This is a genomic window from Paraburkholderia sp. EG287B (assembly GCF_040965595.1).
Lineage (GTDB): Bacteria > Pseudomonadota > Gammaproteobacteria > Burkholderiales > Burkholderiaceae > Paraburkholderia.
The window spans coordinates 19,358-40,906 of record NZ_JBFRCG010000007.1 but is presented as its reverse complement, the minus strand read 5'-3'; the positions used below and the strand labels follow the sequence as shown (position 1 = coordinate 40,906).

22 protein-coding genes and 1 pseudogene are annotated in these 21,549 nt (G+C 62.7%); 4 read left to right on the top strand and 19 right to left on the bottom strand.

Annotation, left to right across the window (positions count from 1 at the left end; translation table 11 throughout):
- Positions 1-2: 2 nt before the first annotated feature.
- The 11 genes from AB4Y40_RS13590 to AB4Y40_RS13540 all read right to left on the bottom strand — a co-directional run bounded on the left by AB4Y40_RS13590 (position 3) and on the right by AB4Y40_RS13540 (position 12,781).
- Positions 3-1,553: an acetolactate synthase large subunit gene (locus AB4Y40_RS13590; protein WP_368688127.1), complete on the bottom strand. Its 1,551-nt coding sequence runs from the start codon at positions 1,551-1,553 to the stop codon at positions 3-5.
- The gene (locus AB4Y40_RS13585) at positions 1,553-2,410 is read right to left on the bottom strand and encodes an HpcH/HpaI aldolase/citrate lyase family protein (RefSeq protein ID WP_368688126.1); all 858 of its coding nucleotides are present in this window, start codon (positions 2,408-2,410) and stop codon (positions 1,553-1,555) included. Before AB4Y40_RS13585 ends, AB4Y40_RS13590 begins: the two co-directional genes overlap by 1 nt.
- 69 nt (positions 2,411-2,479) lie before the next feature.
- Positions 2,480-3,328: an amidohydrolase gene (locus AB4Y40_RS13580; protein ID WP_368688406.1), complete on the bottom strand. Its 849-nt coding sequence runs from the start codon at positions 3,326-3,328 to the stop codon at positions 2,480-2,482.
- A 22-nt stretch (positions 3,329-3,350) separates the two neighbouring features.
- Positions 3,351-4,376: an amidohydrolase family protein gene (locus AB4Y40_RS13575; protein WP_368688125.1), complete on the bottom strand. Its 1,026-nt coding sequence runs from the start codon at positions 4,374-4,376 to the stop codon at positions 3,351-3,353.
- Positions 4,377-4,407: 31 nt separating this feature from the next.
- Positions 4,408-5,379, bottom strand: coding sequence for an ABC transporter substrate-binding protein (locus tag AB4Y40_RS13570; RefSeq protein ID WP_368688124.1), 972 nt, complete (start codon positions 5,377-5,379; stop codon positions 4,408-4,410).
- A gap of 334 nt (positions 5,380-5,713) precedes the next feature.
- Positions 5,714-6,721 carry a LysR substrate-binding domain-containing protein gene (locus AB4Y40_RS13565; protein ID WP_368688123.1) on the bottom strand — a complete coding sequence of 336 codons (1,008 nt, stop codon included), beginning with the start codon at positions 6,719-6,721 and terminating at the stop codon, positions 5,714-5,716.
- A 92-nt stretch (positions 6,722-6,813) separates the two neighbouring features.
- A complete protein-coding gene (locus AB4Y40_RS13560; RefSeq protein ID WP_368688122.1) occupies positions 6,814-7,344 on the bottom strand; it encodes a carboxymuconolactone decarboxylase in 531 nt (176 codons plus the stop codon).
- Between the two features lie 197 nt (positions 7,345-7,541).
- Positions 7,542-9,548 (bottom strand): tripartite tricarboxylate transporter permease, encoded by a 2,007-nt coding sequence (locus tag AB4Y40_RS13555; protein WP_368688121.1) that lies wholly within the window; start codon positions 9,546-9,548, stop codon positions 7,542-7,544.
- Between the two features lie 56 nt (positions 9,549-9,604).
- Positions 9,605-10,459: an amidohydrolase gene (locus AB4Y40_RS13550; RefSeq protein ID WP_368688120.1), complete on the bottom strand. Its 855-nt coding sequence runs from the start codon at positions 10,457-10,459 to the stop codon at positions 9,605-9,607.
- Positions 10,460-10,533: 74 nt separating this feature from the next.
- On the bottom strand, positions 10,534-11,574 hold the full coding sequence (locus tag AB4Y40_RS13545; protein WP_368688119.1) for a Bug family tripartite tricarboxylate transporter substrate binding protein: 1,041 nt from the start codon (positions 11,572-11,574) through the stop codon (positions 10,534-10,536).
- A gap of 256 nt (positions 11,575-11,830) precedes the next feature.
- A complete protein-coding gene (locus tag AB4Y40_RS13540; protein ID WP_368688118.1) occupies positions 11,831-12,781 on the bottom strand; it encodes a LysR substrate-binding domain-containing protein in 951 nt (316 codons plus the stop codon).
- Between the two features lie 196 nt (positions 12,782-12,977).
- On the opposite strand from AB4Y40_RS13540, the gene AB4Y40_RS13535 reads away from it, so the two are divergent.
- Positions 12,978-13,991, top strand: a complete 1,014-nt coding sequence (locus AB4Y40_RS13535) for an ABC transporter substrate-binding protein (RefSeq protein ID WP_368688117.1) — start codon at positions 12,978-12,980, stop codon at positions 13,989-13,991.
- 111 nt (positions 13,992-14,102) lie between these two features.
- Here AB4Y40_RS13535 and AB4Y40_RS13530 read toward each other — a convergent pair whose 3' ends face one another.
- The 4 genes and pseudogenes from AB4Y40_RS13530 to AB4Y40_RS13515 all read right to left on the bottom strand — a co-directional run.
- Entirely contained in the window at positions 14,103-15,242 is a 1,140-nt protein-coding gene (locus AB4Y40_RS13530) for a porin (RefSeq protein WP_368688116.1), read from the bottom strand.
- Between the two features lie 426 nt (positions 15,243-15,668).
- Complete coding sequence (locus AB4Y40_RS13525; protein ID WP_368688115.1) at positions 15,669-15,938, bottom strand: DUF4148 domain-containing protein; 270 nt, start codon at positions 15,936-15,938, stop codon at positions 15,669-15,671.
- Positions 15,939-16,137: 199 nt separating this feature from the next.
- Positions 16,138-16,608 carry a ribonuclease domain-containing protein gene (locus AB4Y40_RS13520; RefSeq protein WP_368688114.1) on the bottom strand — a complete coding sequence of 157 codons (471 nt, stop codon included), beginning with the start codon at positions 16,606-16,608 and terminating at the stop codon, positions 16,138-16,140.
- Between the two features lie 497 nt (positions 16,609-17,105).
- Positions 17,106-17,243 (bottom strand): annotated as a pseudogene (locus AB4Y40_RS13515) (alkene reductase); the annotation flags it as partial.
- Between the two features lie 138 nt (positions 17,244-17,381).
- On the opposite strand from AB4Y40_RS13515, the gene AB4Y40_RS13510 reads away from it, so the two are divergent.
- Positions 17,382-18,716 (top strand): D-amino acid dehydrogenase, encoded by a 1,335-nt coding sequence (locus AB4Y40_RS13510; RefSeq protein WP_368688113.1) that lies wholly within the window; start codon positions 17,382-17,384, stop codon positions 18,714-18,716.
- 49 nt (positions 18,717-18,765) lie between these two features.
- On the opposite strand, the gene AB4Y40_RS13505 is transcribed toward AB4Y40_RS13510, so the two are convergent.
- Positions 18,766-19,302 (bottom strand): Uma2 family endonuclease, encoded by a 537-nt coding sequence (locus tag AB4Y40_RS13505; protein WP_368688112.1) that lies wholly within the window; start codon positions 19,300-19,302, stop codon positions 18,766-18,768.
- Positions 19,303-19,651: 349 nt separating this feature from the next.
- Between AB4Y40_RS13505 and AB4Y40_RS13500 the strand changes: the two genes are divergently transcribed.
- Entirely contained in the window at positions 19,652-19,864 is a 213-nt protein-coding gene (locus tag AB4Y40_RS13500; protein ID WP_342918612.1) for a hypothetical protein, read from the top strand.
- Between the two features lie 20 nt (positions 19,865-19,884).
- Here AB4Y40_RS13500 and AB4Y40_RS13495 read toward each other — a convergent pair whose 3' ends face one another.
- Entirely contained in the window at positions 19,885-20,064 is a 180-nt protein-coding gene (locus AB4Y40_RS13495) for a hypothetical protein (RefSeq protein WP_368688426.1), read from the bottom strand.
- 11 nt (positions 20,065-20,075) lie between these two features.
- Complete coding sequence (locus tag AB4Y40_RS13490; protein ID WP_368688111.1) at positions 20,076-20,252, bottom strand: hypothetical protein; 177 nt, start codon at positions 20,250-20,252, stop codon at positions 20,076-20,078.
- A gap of 239 nt (positions 20,253-20,491) precedes the next feature.
- Here AB4Y40_RS13490 and AB4Y40_RS13485 point away from each other — a divergent pair, with 239 nt between their 5' ends.
- Positions 20,492-20,710 (top strand): hypothetical protein, encoded by a 219-nt coding sequence (locus AB4Y40_RS13485; protein ID WP_069266156.1) that lies wholly within the window; start codon positions 20,492-20,494, stop codon positions 20,708-20,710.
- Positions 20,711-20,775: 65 nt separating this feature from the next.
- Here AB4Y40_RS13485 and AB4Y40_RS13480 read toward each other — a convergent pair whose 3' ends face one another.
- Complete coding sequence (locus AB4Y40_RS13480; protein ID WP_368688110.1) at positions 20,776-21,528, bottom strand: IclR family transcriptional regulator; 753 nt, start codon at positions 21,526-21,528, stop codon at positions 20,776-20,778.
- Positions 21,529-21,549: the final 21 nt, after the last annotated feature.

The window sequence follows — 21,549 nt, the reverse complement described above, 5'->3', positions numbered from 1 at the left end:
AATTACAGCCGCACTTCGATGAGGCATGGACCCGGCTCGCGGGTCGAATCGACCATCGCCTTGTAGAAGTCCTCGGCCGTCTCGACTGCCTTGCCCGGCACGCCCATGCTCTTCGCCATCGCGAGCCAGTCGATGCGCGGCTTGTCGATGTCGATCATCGAGAGCGCGCGTTCGCCCGGCGTGCCCGCGCCCATGTTGGCGTACTCGGCCTTGAGAATCGCGTAGCTGTTGTTGGCGAAGATGATCGTCGTGACGTTCAGCCCTTCGCGCGCCTGGGTCCACAGCGACTGGATCGTGTACATCGCGCTGCCGTCGCCGACCATGCAGAACACGCGCCGGTCCGGGCACGCGAGCGCCGCGCCGGTTGCCACGGGCGTCGAATAACCGATCGAGCCGCCCATGTTGTTGATGAGATCGTGCGGCCGCGCGCCCATGGTCAGGCTCATCGATTCACGGCCCGTGGTGAGCGATTCATCGACGACGATGCAGTGCTCGGGCAAGGCGGCTGCCAGCGCATGGGCGATGCTCGTGGGATTGAGCGCGCCCGTCGGCACCGGGGTTTCGATGCGCGGTTGCAAGAGCGCTGTCGCATCGGTAGCGCCCAGTGCCTGCAGCAGCATGTCGAAGGCGAGTTCGCTGTCCTCGTCGGCCTCGACGAGCGCGTGCACCAGCGTGCCCTCGGCCTTGAGCAGGCTCGGCTTGTCCGGGTAGGCGAAGAACGCCACCGGCTCGGTGGTCTCGACCGTGACGATGTGCTTGAAGTCCTTGAGAAACGCCATGGCCTGCGGCACCGCGTACGGAATGCGCGCAATGGGCACGCGGCCCGCGCCGCGCTCGATGCGTGCGGTGAAGAACTGCGAGCCCAGCCGCGCGCCGGTGGCCGCGGCCACACGGCCGGCCTTCTCGAGCGCCGCGCCGCGCGTCGCCTTGTTGGCGAGAATGAACAGCGTCGGCTCGCCGGAGCGCAACACCCGCGCGACGTGTTCGATACGCGCGGCGCCCGGCGTCTTGCGACGCGTCACGGCCGCCGGCGGCAGCACCGGCTCCGCTTCCGTGCGCTGCCACGAGGTGTCGCCCGGCAGGATCAAGCTGGCGATCTGCCCCGGGTGCTCGCTGGCCTTGGCCACGGCTTGCGCCGTGTCCCACGCGATGGTGTCCGCCGATTCGGCGCGGCGCACCCAGTGGCTCAGCGGCCGCGCGAGGCCCTCGATATCCGACGTGAGCGGCGGGTCATACTTGAGATGCGACACCGAATGCTCGCCGATGACATTGACCATGCCCGACGACGCACGCTTCGCGTTATGGATGTTCGCGAGGCCGTTCGCAAGACCGGGGCCCAGGTGCAGCAGCGTCGAGGCCGGCTTGTCCTTCATCCGGTACCAGCCATCGGCGGCGCCCGTGGCGACGCCCTCGAACAGGCACAGCACGCTGCGCATCCCCGGATTGTTGCCGAGGGCCGCCAGGAAGTGCATCTCCGAGGTGCCGGGGTTGGCAAAACAGATGTCGACGTCCTGATCGACGAGGGTCGCGACGAGACTTTCGGCGCCGTTCATCAGTAGCCTGCCATATCGCGAGCGAGACCGACCACGCCGTACGTGCGCTGCGGCGCCGACATCAGGAAGCGGTAGCCCTCTTCCGAGAGGCGCCGATGATTCTTGGCCGTCACGTGCGGGTGGCCCACGACCACGTTGTGCTTCTTGCAGGTCTCGACGATCTGGCGCATGGCGTCGATGACTTCGGGGTGCTCGTACTGGCGCGGAAAGCCCAGTTCCTGGCTGAGGTCGCCTTCACCGATGAGGATGAAGCCGATGCCGGGCACATTCGCGAGCATGTCGTCGAGGTTCTCGATCGCCTGCGTGCTCTCGCACATCAGACCCACGAGAATCTCGCCTTCGGGCACGAGCGGCCACACGTCGGCCTTCTTGTAGTAGTCGGCCATGCTGAGGCCCCAGTAGCGCGCCGCGTTGGCCGGACCGTCGCCGCGCACGCCCTTCGGCTCGTACAGCGGCGCGTGCTTCGGCCGTGCATAGCGGCACGACGCCACTGCGTTATAGGCCTGCTCGACCGTCGCCACGTGCGGCCAGATCACGCCGTAGGCGCCGCGATCAAGCACCTGCTTGGCGAAGCTCTGGTTCATCTCCACGCCATTGGCGGGAATGCGCGCAATCGGCGTGACCTTCGGCGCCACGGATGCGGACTCGGCGATCTGCTTGCGGCTGAGCATGTATTGCAGCGCGTCGCCGAGCGCGGCCACGTCGTACGGGTTGTGCTCCATCTCAAAGACGAGCCCGTCATAGGGCGAATCGCTCATTTCGATGGCGGTCTGCTTGTCGAGCTTGGCGAAGGCGGCATGCGCGGCCTTGCCCGACTCGAACGCGCGGATGATGCTGTTCAGACGATTGGTGGACATGGGAATCTCTCTTTCTCGCTGCGCGTGCGCCGCGGCAGTCGCGGCGCACGCGCGGTTGGCAACGTTCGATCAGGCCAGGGCCGGGTACAGTTTCTGTGCGGTCTTGCCGAAAATCCAGGCGCGGTCTTCCGCACCGAGGCAGGCGAGCCCTTCTTGCGCGGTGGCAAGAATCTCCGCGAGCGTACCGGGCGAGGTCGGGAAATTCGAGCCCCATGCCATGCGCTGTGCGCCGAAGGCTTCGACCACGCGCGGGAAGAACGTCTCCGCGCTGGCCTTTTCCTTCTTCACGTCGCCGAAAATGCGCGGCGTGAGCTTCATGTAGAGGTTCGGCAGATCGGCCAGTGCGAAGAGGCTCGCGGCATTCGCGTACGGCGCGCCGTCGAGCACGTCGGGGCGGCCAAGGTGGTCGAGAATGATGTTCACGCGCGGAAACTTCTCGGCCAGCATGCGGACCTGGGGCAGACCGATCGGCCCCGTCTGGATGCACATCGGCAACCGCAGTTCCGCGAGCATTTCCCATGCCTTGAAGGACTTGGGATTGTCCAGCTCGCTCGGATCGAAGTCCTTGGTCGAGCCGCCCGTGAAGATGCGCAGACCGGCAAGACCCTTGTCGGCCCAGCCCTTGATCACGGCGGGCACGTCGTCGGCCAGCATGTCCACGGAGCCCACGGCCACGAGCCGGTCCTTGTACTGGTTGCAGCCGTCCACGACGTAGCTGTTGTCGAAACCGTAGGTCGTCGACGAATGCACGACAGCGGCCTTCGAAACGCCGGCTTCGTCCATCGCATTGATCAGCGCCTCGACGGTGTTGGGGCGCTCCTGCGACCAGTCCGAGCGCTTGCCGAACAGCGGCGCGGGCGGGTAGCGCTTCTCATCGTCCGAGATGATGTGAGGATGAATGTCGATGAAGTTCATGATGTCCGTTCAGCTATCGGCTTCGTTACAGACCCTTGGCCTTGAGGTGCGCGTCGAGGCGCGGATAGACGCGGCGTGCATTGCCTTCGAAGATCGCGTGGCGGTCCGCGTCGCTCAGTGCCGTGCAGGCGTCGACGTAGCGCTTGGTGTCGTCGAAGTACTCGCCGGTGTTCGGATCGCGGCCGCGCACGGCGCCGATCATTTCCGAGCCGAACAGCACGTTGCTCGTCGGCACGACCTTGGTGAGCAGCTCTACGCCCGGGTGGTGATACACGCAGGTGTCGAAGAAGATATTGTTCAGCAGTCCTTCGAGCGGACGGTCCATCATCTCCAGCGACATGCCGCGGTAGCGGCCCCAGTGGTAAGGCACCGCGCCGCCGCCGTGCGGAATCACGAGGCGCAGCGTCGGGAAGTCCTTGAACACATTGCCCTGCAGCAGCTGCATGAAGACCGACGTGTCGGCGTTCAGGTAATGTGCGCCGGTGCCGTGATGGCACGCGTTGCACGAAGCGGCGACGTGGATCATGGCCGGCACGTCGAGATCGCACAGCGCCTCGTAGAGCGGATACCACTCGCGGTCCGTCATCGGCTTGCCGGTCCAGTAGCCGCCGCTCGGGTCTGGATTCAGATTGCAGCCGACGAAGCCCATTTCCTCGACGCAGCGGCGCAGTTCGGCAACCGAGTTCTTCGGCGGCGCGAGCGGCGACTGCGGCAGCTGGCAGACGGGCACGAAGTTGTCCGGGTAGATGTCGCACACGCGGCGCACGAGGTCGTTCGAGACCTCGGCCCACTCGAGGCTCGTGCGCTCGTTGCCGAGGTGGTGGCTCATCAGGCCGGCGATCGGCGAGAACAGCGTGAGGTCGCCGCCGCGCTCTTTCTGCAGGCGCAACTGGCCGTTGCCGACGCCTTCGCGGATCTCGTCGTCGCTGACGTGCGCGCCCGCAAGCGGCGGCGCGTTGGCCGGATCGTTGGCGGCGGCGATCTGTTTGGCGCGCCAGTCGCGGAACGAGGCAGGAACAGTCGTGAAGTGACCGTGACAATCGATGATCATGTTTTCTTCCGTACGGAGTTCAGCGCAACCTTCAGGCGCGGGGGTCGACGAACAGTTCGTTCATGCTCATGCGGCGCGGCGTGAGGCCCTGCTTGAACGCGGTCGCTTCGAGCGCTTCGATGGTCTTGCGGTTTTCCTCGATGCCATAGGGCAGCGGGTCGCGGCCAACGATCTTCTGCAGTTCTACATACTTCTTGTTCTTCTTGTCGGTCAGTTCGCCCGCGTCGAGCTTCGCGAGCCAATCCTTCTTGGCCTTGTCGAACGCGTCGTAGATCGATTTCGCGACCCATGGATGCTCGGCCAGCACCGAATCCTTCACGACGATGGTGCCGTGCATCGGGTAGACGCCGGTGCGCGCGTAGTACTCGGCTTCGAGTTCGTCGGCGTTCGGGAACAGGTCCGGGTAGTTCGCTTCGACTTCCTTCCAGCCGCCCGTCGGGTCGCCCGTGCGGCCAATGCCCGCGTTGCCATGAAAGCCCGCAACGAGTTCGCCCGTGGCCATCATCTCGGCGAGCGACGTGCCGGCCGGCGCATGAATCACGTTCGGCGGCAGCTCGAGTTGCGTGACGTGCTCTTCGTCGTCGACCACCCACGTCACCTTCGACGAATCGAGACCGAATTCGTCCATCAGCACCTGACGCGTCCACGCACCGGTCGTCACCGAATAGGCGCGCACGCCGACCTTCTTGCCTTCGAGGTCCTTCGGCGTCTTGATGCCGGCATCCGGGCGCACCAGCAGCCCGGAGTGATGGAAGCGGCGGACCACGAAGATCGGCAGCGCAACGAAAGGCGCCCCATAGGCGCGCGCGATGATGTACGTGGTCGGCGCCAGTTCGCACACATCGAATTCGACATCGCGGACCATGCGGCGGAACGCGCCGATTTGCGGATGAACCGTGATGTATTCGGCGTCGACGCCTTCGATCGGAATGGAGCCGTTACGGATGGCAGCGGTGTGCGGATGCTCGGCGATCGCGAGCTTGAGGTGGACTTTCTTGGTCAATTTAGTCTCCTTGGACCTGGACAATCGATTCAACTTGCTTCGCGTCGCTGTTGCGTGCCCACTGAGGGAAAGCGGCGTGGCTGCTCAGGTGATCTCGTTGGCTAGATGATCTTTCCGCGCCGGTTTTCCGTCTATTGAATTAACCTGCGGGTGACTTAACCATTCGGTAAAGGCCCCGGTGGACGCAATGGCTGGATGCCGCGACAGGCCTGAATCGAAGGGGTGGCTGCGCCTCGAGGCTCGGCTTCGAGATTGAGGCTTTGGTTACGTTGAGCGAATGGCTAACGGCGGCTTTTCAGGCCGCTCAGTGCGTCTCGATGCGTCTCGATGCGTCTCAATGCGTCTCAGTCGGCAGCTGTGGCCGGCCGGGCTTGACCGGCTGCACCATCGCCCGCGCGGCGGTCCCCGCCCCCGTTCTCAGCCGCTCTGCGGCCTCCTCGAGGCACGCCACCATGAGTTGCGCGCTGGGCGTCAACCCGCGATTGCGATTCCACAGCACGCCCGCCGGCCGCAGCAGGCGGGGCAGGCTTAACGGCAGCGTATGAAGCGGCTGGGCCGTATCGCCGCCCGGCGTGCCCGCCATCACCGCAATGAAGTCCGAAATCTGCAGATGCGCACGCGCAACGTGAATCGAGAGCGTTTCGATGTAGTTGTTGGTCAGCGGCACGTCGTGCGCTTCGAGCACGCGCTCGAGCGGGTCGCGCAATATCGAGCCGAGCGGCGGCAGTATCCAGGGAAAGGGACGCAGATCCGCCCAGGTCAGCGACTTCCTGCGGGCCAGCGGGTGATGGCGGCCCGTCATCAGTGTCACGGGCTCCTCGAGCAGCTCCTTCTCTTCGAAGCTGCCGAGCGTATCGGGTGGCGGCAGACGCCCCACCACGAGGTCGAGATGGCCTTGCCAGAGTTCGGGCAGCAGCAACGCTGTCGTGCCTTCCGTCACCATCACGTTGGTGCCCGGCGAGCGCTGCTTCAGCAGGCTCAGCGCCTGCGGCAGCAGCACCGAGGCCGAGGCGGGCAACATGCCGATATGAATCTTGCCTTCGGTTCCCGAACTCAGCGCCTTCAACTCGTCGCGCGCCTGATTCAGGATGGTCAGCATTTCGCGCGCGTGGCGAATCAGGCAATCGCCGTACTGCGTGGGCACGAGTCCCTGCGCCGTTCGTGCAAACAGCGTGAGGCCGAGACCCCGTTCGAGTTCGGCCAGCGACTTCGAGACGGCAGGCACGGTCACATGAGTGACGTCGGCCACCTGGGTCAGGTTGCGGTATGTGTCGATCGTCACGAGCAGGCGCAGGTGCCGCGCCTTCAGGTTGATCTGCAGGTACCAGTCGAGAGCGGACACGTCGTGGTCCTCCGCGGTTTCACCAGCTCGTTAAAGCAGTATTCCAGGGCGGCGAAAAACCGTTGAGTGCGTTCGCCGCCGGATCCTTCAGGTCAATCCTTGGGCTCGAGCGCGTGCAGCGTCATGCCAAGCGAAATCGAGGTGAAATAGCCCACCGTGACCAGCAGTTCCGCAATCACCGCACGGCCCAGTCCCGCGTCGTAACGGTCGAAACGCGTGTCGTCGATCGCGCCGCCCGCAAGGATGTCGCAGACCGCATCGCAGACGAGGCCAAGACGATCGTCGCCTGCCTCGGGCCGGCGCTTCTCCAGAATCGCCGCGACCACCGCCTCGGGTACGCCCGCCTTCAACGCATGCCGGCGATGATTGGCGATCACATAGGGTGCATTCCAGAAGACGGCGGTCGACAGAATCGCCACCTCGCTCTCCGCCTCGCTGAGCACGGGCGAACGATCGACGTGTGTGCCGATGATCTCCATCCCGCCAGCCAGGTTCGGGTTGTGCAGCCAGATGTTGAACGGTGTGGGGATACGCCCCCGCCCTTCGCCGAGCCGCGCAATCACTTTCTTCTGATCGTCCGTGGCCTTGTCCGGATCGATACGTTCAAGCCGGTTCTTCGTCATTCCAGTTCCTTCCATGTTCAATATGAATTCGCGGCGTGCCGCGCACCAACACTCACAATGGCGCGTAGAGTTTTCCGCGAACCAGTAGCACCCCGCATGAGCGACAAACCCAGCGAATCTCGTTGTCGCGCGTGCGCCAAAGAAACCGGAAGTGGCACTTGTGCAAGGCACCCTCTCGCATCGTCTCGATCGCCGCTTTAAAAGAGGCTGCTCGGCCAGGGAATATGGATGATCTGGTCGAACACGCCGTAGATGAGCGCCGTCACGCAAGCCGCGAGAATCAGGCTGAGCTTCCACGACTCGCCGCCCTCTATACGCATGAACGCCACGATCATGATCGGCACCGTGGGGATCATGCCGATCAGGGACATGCACGCAAGGAACGCCACGAACCAGCCGAAGAAGCGGGCGGCCCGGATCAGCGTCACCTTGTTCGAGAGCTTTTCGCCGTGATCGCTCGACACGTCCATGTGGATGCCGCCGCCGGCCTTCGTCGAGCCTGCCTGCGCCGGGATGACGAACACCTTGTAGGCCAGACTGAGCGTGCCGGCGATGACGAGGATGCTCGCAATGACCGTCGGCCCGATTCTCGCCATCAGCAGCCAGCCCTGCGCCGTCACCAGCATGTAGCCCCCGAGGCCGATGAAGAACACATAAACCAGGTCTTCGAGCTTCAGCACGATCTTCCCGCTCGGCCGCATGCGCGCGAGACCGCCGCTGCGCAGCGCATTGAACAGCGGCTTGAAGAAGACCAGCGCCGCGAGCGTGAGCAGCACCATGACGACCGGGCGCGTGAGCCAGTCCGTGCCGTAGCGCACGAAGGAGATCGTCATGTAGCGCTCCATCAGCGTACCGAGCACGAGACCCAGGATCAGCGGCGGCCGCGCCCAACGCAAGCGCTTCATGGTCCAGCCGACCACCCCGGCGATCAGCAGGACGAACAGATCGCCCCAGCTGCGCGAGCCCTGGAAAGCGCCGACGTAGATGATCGGCATGATGACCGGAAGGATCAGCGTGTAGCGCAGCGTCGAAATCTTCGCGAATTGCCCGCTGAGCAAAAAGCACAGGCCCGCACCGAAGATATTGGCGAGCGCGATGGACCACACCATCGAATAGGTAAAGTCCAGATGCCTGGTCAGCATGTCGGGGCCGGGAATGAACCCGTGCACCATCATCGCCCCAAGCAGGATGGCCTGTGCGGCGCCGCCCGGCACGCCGAACGACAGCATCGGCACGAGGCTGCCGCCTTCGCGCGCGTTATTCGCCGCTTCCGGCGCGATCACGCCGCGCACGTCGCCCGTCGTGAAGGATTCCTTTGCACCCTTCGAGGTCTGCAGCGCGTGACCGTAGGCGATCCAGTCCGTCACCGCACCCGTGATGCCCGGCACGACCCCGAGGATCGCGCCCAGCCCGCCGCAACGCAGAACGAGGAACCAGTTGCGCAGACTGTCGGTCACGCCCTGCCGCATGCCCTCGCGCGAGCTGAATTGCACGTTGTCGGCGATCGCGGTACGGCGGATCGCGAGTTCGCACAACTCGGGCAGCGCGAAGATGCCGAGAATGATCGGCACCAGCGGAATGCCGTCCTGCAGGTAAAGGAGGTCGCCTGTCCAGCGCATTTGTCCGGTTTCGACATTGGTGCCGATCATGCCGACGAGAATGCCGAAGCACGCCGCGACCACGCCCCTGAGCGGCGCGTTGCCCGACAGCGCCGACACCATCGACACGCCGAAGATCGTGAGCCCCAGCATCTCCGGCGTGCCGATCGAGAGAACGAACGGGCGCACCAGCGGCAGCGAAATCGCCAGAATGATGGCGCCGATCAAACCGCCCATCAACGAGGACGTATAGCAGGCGCTCAACGCGCGCGACGCTTCACCGCGCTTCGTCATCGGCAACCCATCCAGCACGGTCGCCTGTGAAGCCGCATGGCCCGGCACGCCGAACAGCACGGCGGGGATCACGTCCGAAGTCGTAATGACCGACGCCATGCCGAGCAGCATGGCGAACGCCGCATACGGGTCCATCGTGTAGGTGAACGGCACCAGCAATGCAAAGCCCGTCAGCCCTCCGATGCCAGGCAGCAACCCGATCGCCAGTCCGACCATGACGCCGAAAACGAGGAAGATCAGACGGTTGAATTGCAGAAGCGTCGACAGCGCATGGCCTGCTGCCATTACCGTTGCGTCGTTGAAAAATTCCATGCGTCATCCTGATGAAATGGCCGGAGTCTTCGACCTCGTTACGCGCTCAGTCGACTTCAGTCGGCAAGCGACGAATACAGCACCTTCGCCGTGCGGCCCCAGACCCATGCGCGCTCTTCCTCGCTCAGCGCCGCGAAACATGCGTTGCCCTGCTCGATCAGCTTTTTCAGCGGCCCTGCGGAGGCCGGATAGTTCGAGCCGAAGGCAAGATGATCCGCGCCGAATACCTTCGCCAGTTGCGGGAAAAACGCTTCCGCCCCGCCCGGCGCGGCCTGCGCGAGATCGAACGTTTTCGGCGTGATCTTCAGGTACACGTTGTCGTACTTCGCCAGAGCGAACAGCGCCGCGCAGCGCGCATACGGAGGGCCGTCTTCGAGATCGGGCCTGCCGCAGTGGTCGAGCGCGATCTTCACCGTGGGAAAACGCGTGGCCAGTTCGGCCACCATCGACAAGCCCTCAGGCGTGGTCTGCACCACCATGGTCATGCCGATTTCGGCGCAGCGCTCCCAGATCGGGAAGGTCGCGGGATCGACGAGCCAGCTGCCATCGGTCTGATGCGTCGCGCCGCCGGTAAAGAGCCGGATGCCGCCCATGCCGTTGGCCAGCCAGTGATCGAAGGTCTTCAATGCGTCGGGCGCCATCACGTCGAATGAATAGACACCGGTGAATCGCTTCGGATCTTGCGCCACGCTGTCGGCCACATACCCGTTGTTGTGGCCGTAAGTCGTCGACGAATGCACGATCGCCGCCTTCGCTACGCCGGCCTCGTCCATCTCGGCGACCAGCTGCTCGAACGTGACGGGACGCGTCGCAGACCACTTCGAGCGATGACCGTGCTGCGGAGCGACAGGATAACGAACCGTATCCGTCGAGATGATGTGGGGATGAATGTCGATGATTTCGGGTGTCATGCGATTTAACCTCTCGGTGAACGACTGTCACGCACCCCCAGCAGGTTCATGACATTCTCTATTTCGGTGTGTGTTCAGTGCGAACTGAAAATGAGCTTGCGTGCGCTCTCGATCTGCGGTTGGGGCGTCGCGTACAGCTTTCTGACGATCTGTTCCACCGCGCTGCCGTCGATCGGATCGATTGGGTAACCTGAACGTTTCATGGCCTCGATGAACGTGGGATCCGCGATCGTTTTCGCAAAGGCCGCGCGCAGCGCATCCAGACGATCCTCGGGCACGCCCTGCGGCACCGCGATCGGCCGCCCCGCATTGAACGGCAGCAGGAACAGGTTGAACAGCGCCTTCACGTCGGGATCGGTGATATAGGTGCTCAGGTTGGGAACGTTGGTAAAGGGCGCCGGACTGTTCCAGCCGAGATGCAACAACACCTTCATCTTGCCGTTGGCGAGCATGCGCACCGGCTCGCCCTGCTGCAGGCCGTCGATCGTCGAGGCCCAGCCGTCGACTTCGCCGCGCTGCATCGCGAGATACACTTCACCGCGCCCCGTGTAGCCCGGCACGATGCTCATCTTTGCGCCCAGGTACTCGTCGAGCAGCGCGGGCAATGTCCTGTCCTCGTTCGCGAAGCCCGTCGCGCCGATATACATCTTCTTCTTCGTGAGATCGTCCGCCGTGGTGACGCCGGAGCGCGTCATGGAAACGATGCAGTACTCGACCTTGTTGAGGCTGCCGAGCCACCGCACCTTGCGCGGATCGAAGCGGTTCTGTCGCGGATCGAGCAGCGGAATATAGAGGTTATTGCGTTGCAGGAAGCCGATCACGGTGCCGTCATTCGGCTGGCGGGTCTGAAGCGATGCGGCCGCAACCATCCCGCCTGCGCCCACCACGTTCATCACGACCGCGCGGGGCTTGCCGGGAATGTAGTTCACGAAGAAGCGCGCGAACTGGCGCGCGATGATGTCGGTCGGCGTGCCGGCGTCGGCGCTCACGACGATCGTCAGGATCTTGCCATGATAGAAGTCTTCGACCGATTGACCATATGCGGGTCCGGCAATCGCCATCGCGGCAAAACAAATGAGCGCCGCGCAAGCGCGTATTGCGGTCGTGAACTTCATGGTCGTCCCTGTCTCCAGTCATGTTTCGCGATGCGCCGTCGTGGCAAGCCTGAGACCATTGCAGTCCCGTAGCGTGAATCGCGACGTCTGCGTTCAACATCGAGTGAACGCAGTGAAATTCTGCCAGCCCGTCGACAGGGAATGAATTGAGAAAATATGCCCGAGGTTTGAGCAAACGGTTAAGGCTTGCGAGGGGTTAAGGCTGGGGGCGCCCGCATGGGATTGCGGGCGGAGGGCACGATCGTTCGAAAGACGCTTACGGCTCGGCGTGGCTCTTCGCGTCGAGATGCTGTGCCGCCTCTTCGAGGCACGACACCATGAGTTGCGCGCTCGGCGTGAGGCCCCGATTGCGGTTCCACAGCACGCCTGCCGGGCGCAGCAGCCGCGGCAGGCTCAACGGCAGCGTATGGAGCGGCTGGGTGGGGTCGTTGGCGGGTGTGTCGGCCATCACCGCGATGAAATCGGAGACCTGCAGATGCGCGCGCACGACGTGAATCGACAGCGTTTCGATGTAGTTGCTCGTGAGCGGCACGCCATGCACTTCGAGCGCGCGCTCCAGCGGGTCACGCAATATCGAGCCGGGTGGCGGCAAGATCCACGGATACGGATGCAGGTCCTCCCACTTGAGGTGCTTCTTGCGCGCCAACGGATGGTGGCGCCCCGTCACGAGCGTCACGGGGTCCTCGAGCAGTTCCTTCTCCTCGAAGCTGCCGAGCGTATCGGGAGCCGGCAGACGGCCCACGACCAGATCGAGCTTGCCCTGCCAGAGTTCGGGCAGCAGCGAGGCCGTCGTGCCTTCGATCACCACCACATTGGTGCCGGGCGAACGCTGCTTCAACAGGCCCAGCGCCTGCGGCAACAGTACAGAAGCCGAAGCCGGCAGCATGCCGATATGCACCTTGCCCTCGGCGCCGGAACTCAGCGCCTTTAACTCGTCGCGCGCCTGATGAAGGATGGTCAGCATTTCCCGCGCGTGGCGAATCAGGCAGTCGCCATAGGGCGTGGGCACGAGGCCTTGCGCGGTGCGAGAAAACAGCGTGAGACCGAGCCCGCGCTCGAGTTCGGCGAGCGCCTTCGAGACAGCAGGCACCGTCACATGGGTAACATCTGCCACCTGTGTGAGGTTGCGGTAGGTATCAATTGCCGCGAGAAGGTGCAAATGCCGTGCCTTCAGGTTGATCTGCAAGTACCAGTCAAGCGCCGACACGTCGCGTACCTCTCCCGTTTTACGATCTGGTTAAGCCTGTGGCCATTTTACTCAATTGCCGCACGGTCGGGTTCGCAGGCAGGATCACGCTGCGCGTCATTGCGCATACGGCATTCCCTGTCTTTTGCCGCGCCCGCGGCGACTGTCGAATCCATCACAACGACTAGCCGGCTCAACCGGCATAGGGAGACACCTGATGACAACCCTCACTCGACGCGGCTTCTTGCGCAGTGCCGGCGTTCTCGGCCTGAGCATCGCAGCGGCCGGACTCGCCGCGCCCAATATCGCGCGCGGCGCCTCCTCGCAGCTCCGCATCGTCAGCAACCCTGGGCTCGAGAACGCCACGCTCAATGCGTTGATGGACGAACTGGGCTATTTCAGGCAATTCGGCGTGAATGCGCTGATCGTCGAGATCCCCGGCGCAACGGGCCCCTTCAATACCATCGCAGCCGGCGACGGAGACCTCTGCATGGTCTCCGGCTACAACCTGGTGTTGTCGCGCATTGCACGCGGCGCGAACGTCAAGATCGTCGGCGCAGGCATGAAGAAATGCGCACTGACGGTCTTCGCGAAGCCCGAGGGCATCCATACGCTCGCCGATCTGAAGGGCAAGACGGTTGCTGTCGGCCCGGCTCGCGGATTGTTGCATTCGCTGATGCTGCAGCTCATGAAAGAAAGAGGGATCGACGCTACGCAGGTCAATTTCGTGGATAAAGGCAGCAACGACGCGTGCCATGAAGCCGTCGTCAAGGGCGAAGTCGACGCCTGCTGCTCGAGCATTTCGCATTTGAACGATCGCGACGGGCTCGTGGTACTCGACGACGCCAACATGTGGCAAGCGCTACCCCAATGCATTTTCCAGACCGCCTATGCTTCGAACTCCGCGATCCGCGACAAGCATGAGGGCATGGTCGCCGTGATGGCGGCCTACGGCGCGCTCTACGAATTCCTGATGTCGCCGGCCTCGCGCGATGCCCTCTTCGAAGCGCGCAAGCACGCACAGAAGAAGTTCGACAAGGCATCGGCCCAGGCGATCTGGACGTTCAACGAGACGCAGCGCCCCTACTCGAAAGACCTGACGCTCACGAGCGACGACATCGGTTATCTGCAGGACATGTACATCGGTCTCGGCATCCTGCAGCAGAAACAGCCGTTCGACGCCGTGGCCGACATGTCGGCCGCCAATGCAGCCGCGCAACTGCACGCCTGAGTTCCCCGGTAATCCTCGATGAACCTAAAAAAAGCCCCAAAGACCGGATCGACGATCCGGACTTCGGGGTTCACTTGATGCAACGGCTCTGCGTGTGACCTGCTCTGTGAGTTAGAACGTGTGCCGGATACCGGCGATGACGGAGATCTGCGAGCCGCCAACCGGGGGCGTGGGCACGGGCGTAATGGTCGTCGCCGCGAGCGCGAGGTTGCCGTCGTTATGAATATGCTCGGCCGTCAGGTAGAGGAACGTCCGCTTCGACAGGAAATATTCGCCGCGCAAGACGAACACCAGCGCGCTGTTGTGCGAATGATCGTACTTGAGGTCTGCCACCATGCCGTCGACATAAACGAAGTGCGTCACGGGCACGGTGCCGGTCACCCAGAACAGGTTGCTCTTGGGTGTCGCGATGCCTTCGTCATCGCGCCGGATCCAGCCCACGCCGAACTTCGCGTCCTTGATCTTGAAGTAACCGCCCAACGTGAAGCGGCTATCCGTGAGTTTCGGTGACGTGAGACCGCCCCATGTCGCGGACGTGCCTCCATAGTTACGCTCATACGAAGTTGCCACGCCCCAGATGTGAGCGTCGTACTTGAGCATTGCCGAGTATTCGCGGCATTCGTTCGAAGGAGTGGTTTCGCCGGGGCAATTCGAGGCGGCACTGCTGTTACCGGCCACGGCATCGCGGCCGAAGCTGTAGTTCACGCCGCCTTCCAGACTGCCGAGGAAGAAGCGGTAGCTCACGGAATTGTCGGCACGCGCATTGGCGATGCCGTTATCCAGCGTGGTCAGGCCTTGCGCACCGGTGCCGAACGGATTGATGAACGAGGTGGCGAAAAAACGCATCGTGTACTGGCGACCGAACGTCAGACGACCGTACGGCCCGTCGAGACCCACATACGACTGGCGTCCGAACAGGCGTCCGCCCTGCCGGGAAGTGCCGTTGTTCGGCTGAAAGCCGCCCTGCAGATCGAAGATGGCCTTCGTGCCTCCGCCGATGTCCTCGATACCGTGAATCCCGAAGTAGGACGTTGCCGTCCCATCTCCCGTGCGAACGGCGTGCGTGGTCGCGTGCTTACCCTGGGCCACATTGTTGACGTACTCCACCCCCTGATCGATCAACCCGTACATGGTGACCGAGCTGGCACCCATGGATTGACTCTCGGCCGCGCTCTCGTCTTCAGCTTGTGCCCACGTCGGCGCAATGCTCATCAGCGCCGCGCAAGCACATATTGCGGTCGTGTACTTCATGATCGTTGCTGTCTCCTTGTATTGGGCCTCGATTCGCCTTGGCAGCAGACTGAAATCAGTCACTGCCTCGGTGTGGGCCAGCTTTTAGGTTTCTTTGTAACGCAACGAAATTTTGCCAGCGCGCCGCTGCAGGTCTATTGAGAAAAAAAGCGTCGCGCTTGAGTGAACGGTTAAAGTTCGCGCTGTGCGAGCGGATGTCGTATGGCGATGGAGTCTGAACGCGTGCCTATCCATAGGCTTCAATCAAATCGTCGCACGTACGTTCGTCCCAGGATGAATCCTGAGACAGTGAGAATGCATCGCATAGTTATTTAGGGAACCGAATTTTTTCCGGTGCATCACCGCCAGCCAGTCTTTGAATCTTTCCGGACGTTTGCGCGTAGGGTTAAGGCGTGGCGGTGAAGCTGCGATCAGCGTGATACCCGCTCATTTCCCGGACTCGACCGTGCCATTCAAGCCGGGACCATATCCCGCGTTTGCATTGGCCCGTTGTTGCGCGACGCGCGCCTCGGCACGGAGCAGACCTTCCGGGCATTCCCCCGTGCAATCGGCGAGCGGATTGTAGCCAGCCTTTTCGAGTTCTACGAGTTGCGCGCGAACCTGCTCGCGAGTGAGCGGCTCGTTCGACTGCGCGAATGCGAGCGCGGGAAGCAGAGCGACGGCGGTGGCGAAAGCGGCTTTGATCGAGATGTTCATGTTCTTACCCTTCTAACTTCAGTTTGGCCGCAGCGTTTGCTGCAGCAACGAAGTAGTATTCGACACCAGGGTAAATACTTAGGCTATTGAATTAAAACGCCGACGTGTTGAGTGTTTCGTTAAGCCAAGGCGGGGCTTGGCGGCAGGCGGAGGCGAGAGGCCGCAAGGCGTCGTCAACTACGAGGATCAGGATTCGCCTTTATTCGGCAATGCGTTTGAAACTGACGTAGTAGTCGTCGGTGTAATAGCAGTCGCTGGTCTGCTTGCGCGGTCCGCCGCATACGATCCTGCGCTGCCCGCGATCCGTCATGCCCGGGGTGCGCACCGTGTATGTGTGGTAGTAGCCGCGCGGATGCTTCGGCAGCAATTGCGCCGTGTTACGGAACAGGACGCCGTCGTCCGCGAAAGGAAAGGGGCCGCCCGCCTTGATCAGCCGCAGTGTCTCGGCCGCTTCGCCCGGCAACTGTGCCTTGGTGATGGTGCCTAGCGCGCCAGGCGCTTGCGTGCCTGATGCGGCGGGAGTACCGCTTGCGCCCTGCGCTGGCTGACCCGGCGCCTGGCTCGCGGAGGCGCCCGACGCCTCGGTGGCGTTTCGCGAACTCTCCTTGCCGCATCCGCCAAGGATCGCGCTCATGGCGACGACGCAAGGGAAAACCCACGCTCTCTTCACGAAACGACTCTCCCCGCGTTGATTGGAACTCGACGACCAGGATAGACGTAAAGGTAGCGCTAATGGCGCAGCGAATCAATGTTCGGCCGGAAACGGGCATTCGGTACACGACACCCCCGGCCGATGCGCGGCGGCCGCTCACACCCGTTCCGATGTAAGCGGCCTGGACTTGCAATCACATGATGCCTGAATGACGCGGTACTTCAACTGCGTGATGCCCTGCACTCCTGATTGATTTGACAGCGTCGTGCTTCGACATTGACCGCTCAACTCTGCCACCTACGACGACAACTGCCGGACTGCTGTTCTGCAACGGGTACACGGTATGGTCCAACTCGACCGCAGGAGGGGAATCCTGGGATGAAGCCAACGTCTCGCTCCATGAAAGACAGTGTAGGCGTAGACGCGCTGAACCAATTGCCCGAAACGAGCCCAATATCGCGCCGAGTTCGCGCAATTGGGTGGCTCCTGGTTCAGGCTATCGCTTGTGCCTACGACGGGTTGAGCGACAGCTTGCGACGGAGCCGCTCCGGAAGATCGGGATTCGCAATGAAGTGACGACCGAACGCAACCAGATCGGCATCGCCGCCCTGCAGAATCGCTTCGGCCTTTTCGCCGTCAAAGCCGCCGGCCGCGTGCCGGTTTGAAAACATCCGGCCTCCTCCAGTCGGCATGGCTATTTCAACCAGAAAGGGCCAACTAAACATTATTGAAAACTGCTCGCATGTCGCTAGCATTCATACATCGACTGCCGGATCGAATACCGGCAGCGTTTGTCAGATATGTGCGGCCTCCTGGCTGGGGAGACGACGGATATGCGAGTTCTGGTATTGGGTAGCGGGGTCGTCGGCGTGACGAGCGCGTACTATCTGGCGCGCGCCGGTCATGAAGTCACTGTCATCGACCGCGAGCAAGGTCCCGCGTTAGAGACGAGCTTCGCGAACGCCGGGCAGATTTCTCCGGGATACGCGGCGCCGTGGGCGGCCCCTGGCGTGCCGCTCAAAGCCGTTAAATGGATGTTCCAGAAGCATGCCCCGCTCGCCATCCGCCCGGATGACGCGGACAAGCAGTTCCAGCTCCAGTGGATGTGGCAGATGCTGCAGAACTGCACGGCGGAGCGCTACGCCATCAACAAGAACCGCATGGTGCGGCTCGCGCAGTACAGCCGCGATTGCCTGATGGCGCTGCGCGCCGAAACCGGTATCCAGTACGAAGGACGGACCGGCGGCACGCTGCAGGTCTTCCGGACGCAGCAGCAGTACGACGGCGCGGCAAAGGACATCGCCGTACTGAAAGAGGCGAACGTTCCCTACGAGTTGCTCACTGCAAGCGAACTCTCGCGGGCCGAGCCGGCCCTCGCCGCGGCCTCGCATAAATTGACCGGCGGTCTTCGCTTGCCCGGCGACGAGACAGGCGACTGCCAACTGTTCACGACCCGGCTTGCCGCTCTCGCCGCGGAGGCCGGCGTAACGTTCCGCTACAACACGACCGTCGATACGCTCGTCGTCGAAGACTGCAAGGTCGTTGGCGTGCGTCACGGAACCAGGCTCATTCACGCCGACGCGTTCGTTGTCGCGTTTGGCTCGTATTCGACGAGCTTCCTGTCAGGCCTCGTGAAGATTCCGGTCTACCCGCTCAAGGGATATTCCATCACGGTGCCTATCGTGGACGAGGCACGCGCCCCTGTCTCGACTGTCCTCGACGAGACCTACAAGATCGCCATCACGCGTTTCGATAAACGCATTCGCGTGGGCGGCATGGCCGAAATCGTCGGGTTCGACAAGCGCCTGCGCGAGGCCCGCCGCGAGACACTCGAAATGTGCGTGAACGACCTGTTCCCGGGCGGCGGCGATACATCGAAGGCGACGTTCTGGACCGGGCTGCGGCCGATGACGCCGGACGGCACGCCCATTGTCGGCCGCACCGCCGTGCCCAACCTCTTCCTGAACACGGGCCATGGCACGCTTGGCTGGACCATGTCGTGTGGTTCGGCGCAGCTACTCGCCGACCTGATTTCAGGTAGAAAGCCCGCTATCGAGCACGACGATTTGAACGTGTTCCGTTACGCCAGGGAGCCGGAGGCCCCGGCGGATTTCGCGCTGGATTAGTCAGTACTGCTGGTGGAGTGGTGAGCGTCGGCCGACGCTCACGTTTGAATCAGTGCGAAGACGGAGCGAACGCTTCGAAGTACATCCGCTCCAGTGTGAGCGTGATGCCGAACTGCGAAGTTTGCCGCAGTCCATTGGCGCCATAGAATTGCAGCTCTCCGCGCTGGCCGACGACGATGACCTCCTGGGCGCCGCCCTCCAGGTACGCCCTGACCCGCGCGCCGATGTCATGTGCATACTTGCGGTCGAGGAGCACCTCGACGCACAGATCCGGCACAAACGGAACGGGATCGTCCCGGTCAAACCCTTCCCACTTTTCAGGCGGCATCCAGACGACGTCGGGTACGCGGATGCCAAATGACGGCGTCGCCACGGCAACCGACATCGCCGCCACGTGACCGATCTGCTCGGCGATCTGGCAGTACACGTCGGTGAGAACGATCTGCCGCCGTGCCGAGGGTTTAGGATGCGGCACCGCTTCACCGCGGCCATCGAGTTCACAGCATTCCCACGCCCCGGAATCTGCGCTGGGGTGCATCCGACGCCAGGTCGCTACCAGCCCGTCCTGCTCGAGAAGAGTCGACACAACCACAAGCCTCCGATAGGGGAATTCTCTAAGGGTATTCCCTTTGTCGGCCGGTGAAAAGGCGTTGTTTCTGTGCATTGCACAATAAACTACCCGGTGTGGATGGATCCGATCTTGTGCCCGTTATCGGGCCATATCGGATGGTCCGACACTTCAGCGCCATGCTGACGCTGCGGCCGAATCTGACTGGCGTGCGTCTTGATTGTGCAACGCGTCAACATCGCCCCAAAGGGTAAGATCAGCGTCGGGTATTCAGCTTTTGCCGAAGCCGCATTCTGCGGGCGCGTCGTTGAAGTGTTACCGTAAGGGTTTGTCGAGTGCGCCCTGGCGCTTGAACACGAGAAGTGCAATGGAAATCGATGCGGAGACTTTCCGGCGACTGCGCCGTCTCGCCCCCGTCGTTGACGACATACTCAACGCCGGGGAAGTTGAACATGCGGGCCAGGCTGTGAATCTCGCGGCACTCGCGCAACTATGCTCGACCCTCTTCGACGCTTACTGCTCGATGCATCCCGAGGAGACCGCGCAAGCCAACCTCGACATGCTCGAGTCGCAAAAGTAGCGACCGGCGCCCCCCCGGGGTCACTGCGAGTCCGGATGCGCCAGGCCCGCTTCCTCGATAATCTGCTCGTATTTTTCCGCGCCGACTACCTCGCGGTACTCCTGCTTCAGCCGGATGAGCGCCTGCGCCGTTCTGGAAATCACCCCGTAGACTTCCAGCTGCTCAGCGTGCACGAGGGCCTGCCCCAAAGTCATGGCCACGTCAGTATTCCTTATTGCAGTTGAACAGCCATCAAGTCGTTGACGAACGTGGGCCGGGCGGAGGCGAACTCCATCAGGTTGACGAAGCCGTTGCTGAGCGCAAACGCTTCCAGCGCGTCCTTGCCGCTGTCAGCCTTGATGCGGCCGTAGCTTTCGACCATCGTCAGGTCGGTAATCAGGTACACCATTTGAACCTCTTCGCATCTATGGATGCCTCGAGTCGTTGTCCACTCAAGGATTCTTTCGAAGAGTACGTAGCGTCACTTAAATCGAGCTTAAACAACGCCGACATGTCGAAAGCCTTGCCTGGCCGGCGATTCGGCGGCGCACGCTGCCGCCACGGCGCTTGACGGTATGCCCTTGTCGATGAGAGAAGTTAAGATGAGAACGAGATAGGCAACGGCTCCCGTCTTCGGGCACCAGAAAGATGGAACGAGAGACATACAAAGGCTACGATTTGTGGGGTCACGCCATCGCGCAACAGGCAGAGCTGCTGACGCCGGAGCGCTACGCGGGTGGCGGGACCATCATCCAGGGTAACAAGCTCATCTGCACTTCCGGCGTCCTCGACCTGTTCGATTCGGAGGAAGAAGCGCAGGACGCGGGAATCGCCTGGGCAAAGGCGTGGGTCGACACGCACGGTTAGCGCACAGGTGCAACGCAGGTTCCTCGGGTATTTCGATCCGCGCGTCAACGTCACAACGCTGACGCTCAGTCCGCCTCGCTTTTTTGCCAGGTCAAAAGAATCTGCTGCTTCGCCGTGATCAGCGTCGCCACGTGCTCGCTCAGCTGGTCACGGATCCTTTCGGTCGGGCCGCCAATCGAGAGACCGTACAGGTCGCCGCCGAAATCGAGAGCGACGGCCACCGCCGAAAGCTCGGGCGCGCTCTCGCCGATATTCGCGTACCAGCCTCGCTCATGTGCAGCGCCGACCTGATCGATGAACGTGGCACAGTCGGCGACCGTGGCAGCCGTGAATCGCTCGAAATGGAGCTTCGCGCAGAGTGCTTCGCGCGTCGACGCATCGAGTTCGCCGCAAATCACCTTGCCAATCGAGTTCGCATGCAACGGGCGCAGTGACCCGGGCGCGCAGGCATAGCGTACGGCCTTCTCCGATTCGACCACGTCGAGATAGATGACCTGCGTGCCATGGATCTTGCCAAGCACGATGGTTTCTCCCGTCGCGTCGCGCAGCTCGACAAGCCGGGGATGCAACATTTGCACCACCGGATCGACGGCATTGATCGCGTTGGCGAGCAGTTGCAGACGCCGCGTGGGATAGTAGCCGCCCCGCTTGCGCACTTCGTAGAGATAGCCGCGGCTCACGAGCGTGCGGGCAAGCGCGAGGCAACTCGACGACGGCACCTCCAGAAGCCGCGCCATTTCGGCGAGCGCCAGCGGCCTCTGTTCGGCGGCGAAGAGCTCGAACAGGTCGAGCGTGCGGGCAACGAGTTTGACGTCCATGGATCGGGCGTGGGTCGGGCT

Excerpts from the sequence above, each read along its gene's own strand:
- AB4Y40_RS13590 (WP_368688127.1), bottom strand. The coding sequence starts at position 1,553 with ATGAACGGCGCCGAAAGTCTCGTCGCGACCCTCGTCGATCAGGACGTC.
- AB4Y40_RS13585 (WP_368688126.1), bottom strand. The coding sequence starts at position 2,410 with ATGTCCACCAATCGTCTGAACAGCATCATCCGCGCGTTCGAGTCGGGC.
- AB4Y40_RS13575 (WP_368688125.1), bottom strand. The coding sequence starts at position 4,376 with ATGATCATCGATTGTCACGGTCACTTCACGACTGTTCCTGCCTCGTTC.
- AB4Y40_RS13560 (WP_368688122.1), bottom strand. The coding sequence starts at position 7,344 with ATGACGAAGAACCGGCTTGAACGTATCGATCCGGACAAGGCCACGGAC.
- AB4Y40_RS13555 (WP_368688121.1), bottom strand. The coding sequence starts at position 9,548 with ATGGAATTTTTCAACGACGCAACGGTAATGGCAGCAGGCCATGCGCTG.
- AB4Y40_RS13550 (WP_368688120.1), bottom strand. The coding sequence starts at position 10,459 with ATGACACCCGAAATCATCGACATTCATCCCCACATCATCTCGACGGAT.
- AB4Y40_RS13545 (WP_368688119.1), bottom strand. The coding sequence starts at position 11,574 with ATGAAGTTCACGACCGCAATACGCGCTTGCGCGGCGCTCATTTGTTTT.
- AB4Y40_RS13535 (WP_368688117.1), top strand. The coding sequence starts at position 12,978 with ATGACAACCCTCACTCGACGCGGCTTCTTGCGCAGTGCCGGCGTTCTC.
- AB4Y40_RS13530 (WP_368688116.1), bottom strand. The coding sequence starts at position 15,242 with ATGAAGTACACGACCGCAATATGTGCTTGCGCGGCGCTGATGAGCATT.
- AB4Y40_RS13525 (WP_368688115.1), bottom strand. The coding sequence starts at position 15,938 with ATGAACATCTCGATCAAAGCCGCTTTCGCCACCGCCGTCGCTCTGCTT.
- AB4Y40_RS13500 (WP_342918612.1), top strand. The coding sequence starts at position 19,652 with ATGGAAATCGATGCGGAGACTTTCCGGCGACTGCGCCGTCTCGCCCCC.
- AB4Y40_RS13490 (WP_368688111.1), bottom strand. The coding sequence starts at position 20,252 with ATGGTGTACCTGATTACCGACCTGACGATGGTCGAAAGCTACGGCCGC.
- AB4Y40_RS13485 (WP_069266156.1), top strand. The coding sequence starts at position 20,492 with ATGGAACGAGAGACATACAAAGGCTACGATTTGTGGGGTCACGCCATC.
- AB4Y40_RS13480 (WP_368688110.1), bottom strand. The coding sequence starts at position 21,528 with ATGGACGTCAAACTCGTTGCCCGCACGCTCGACCTGTTCGAGCTCTTC.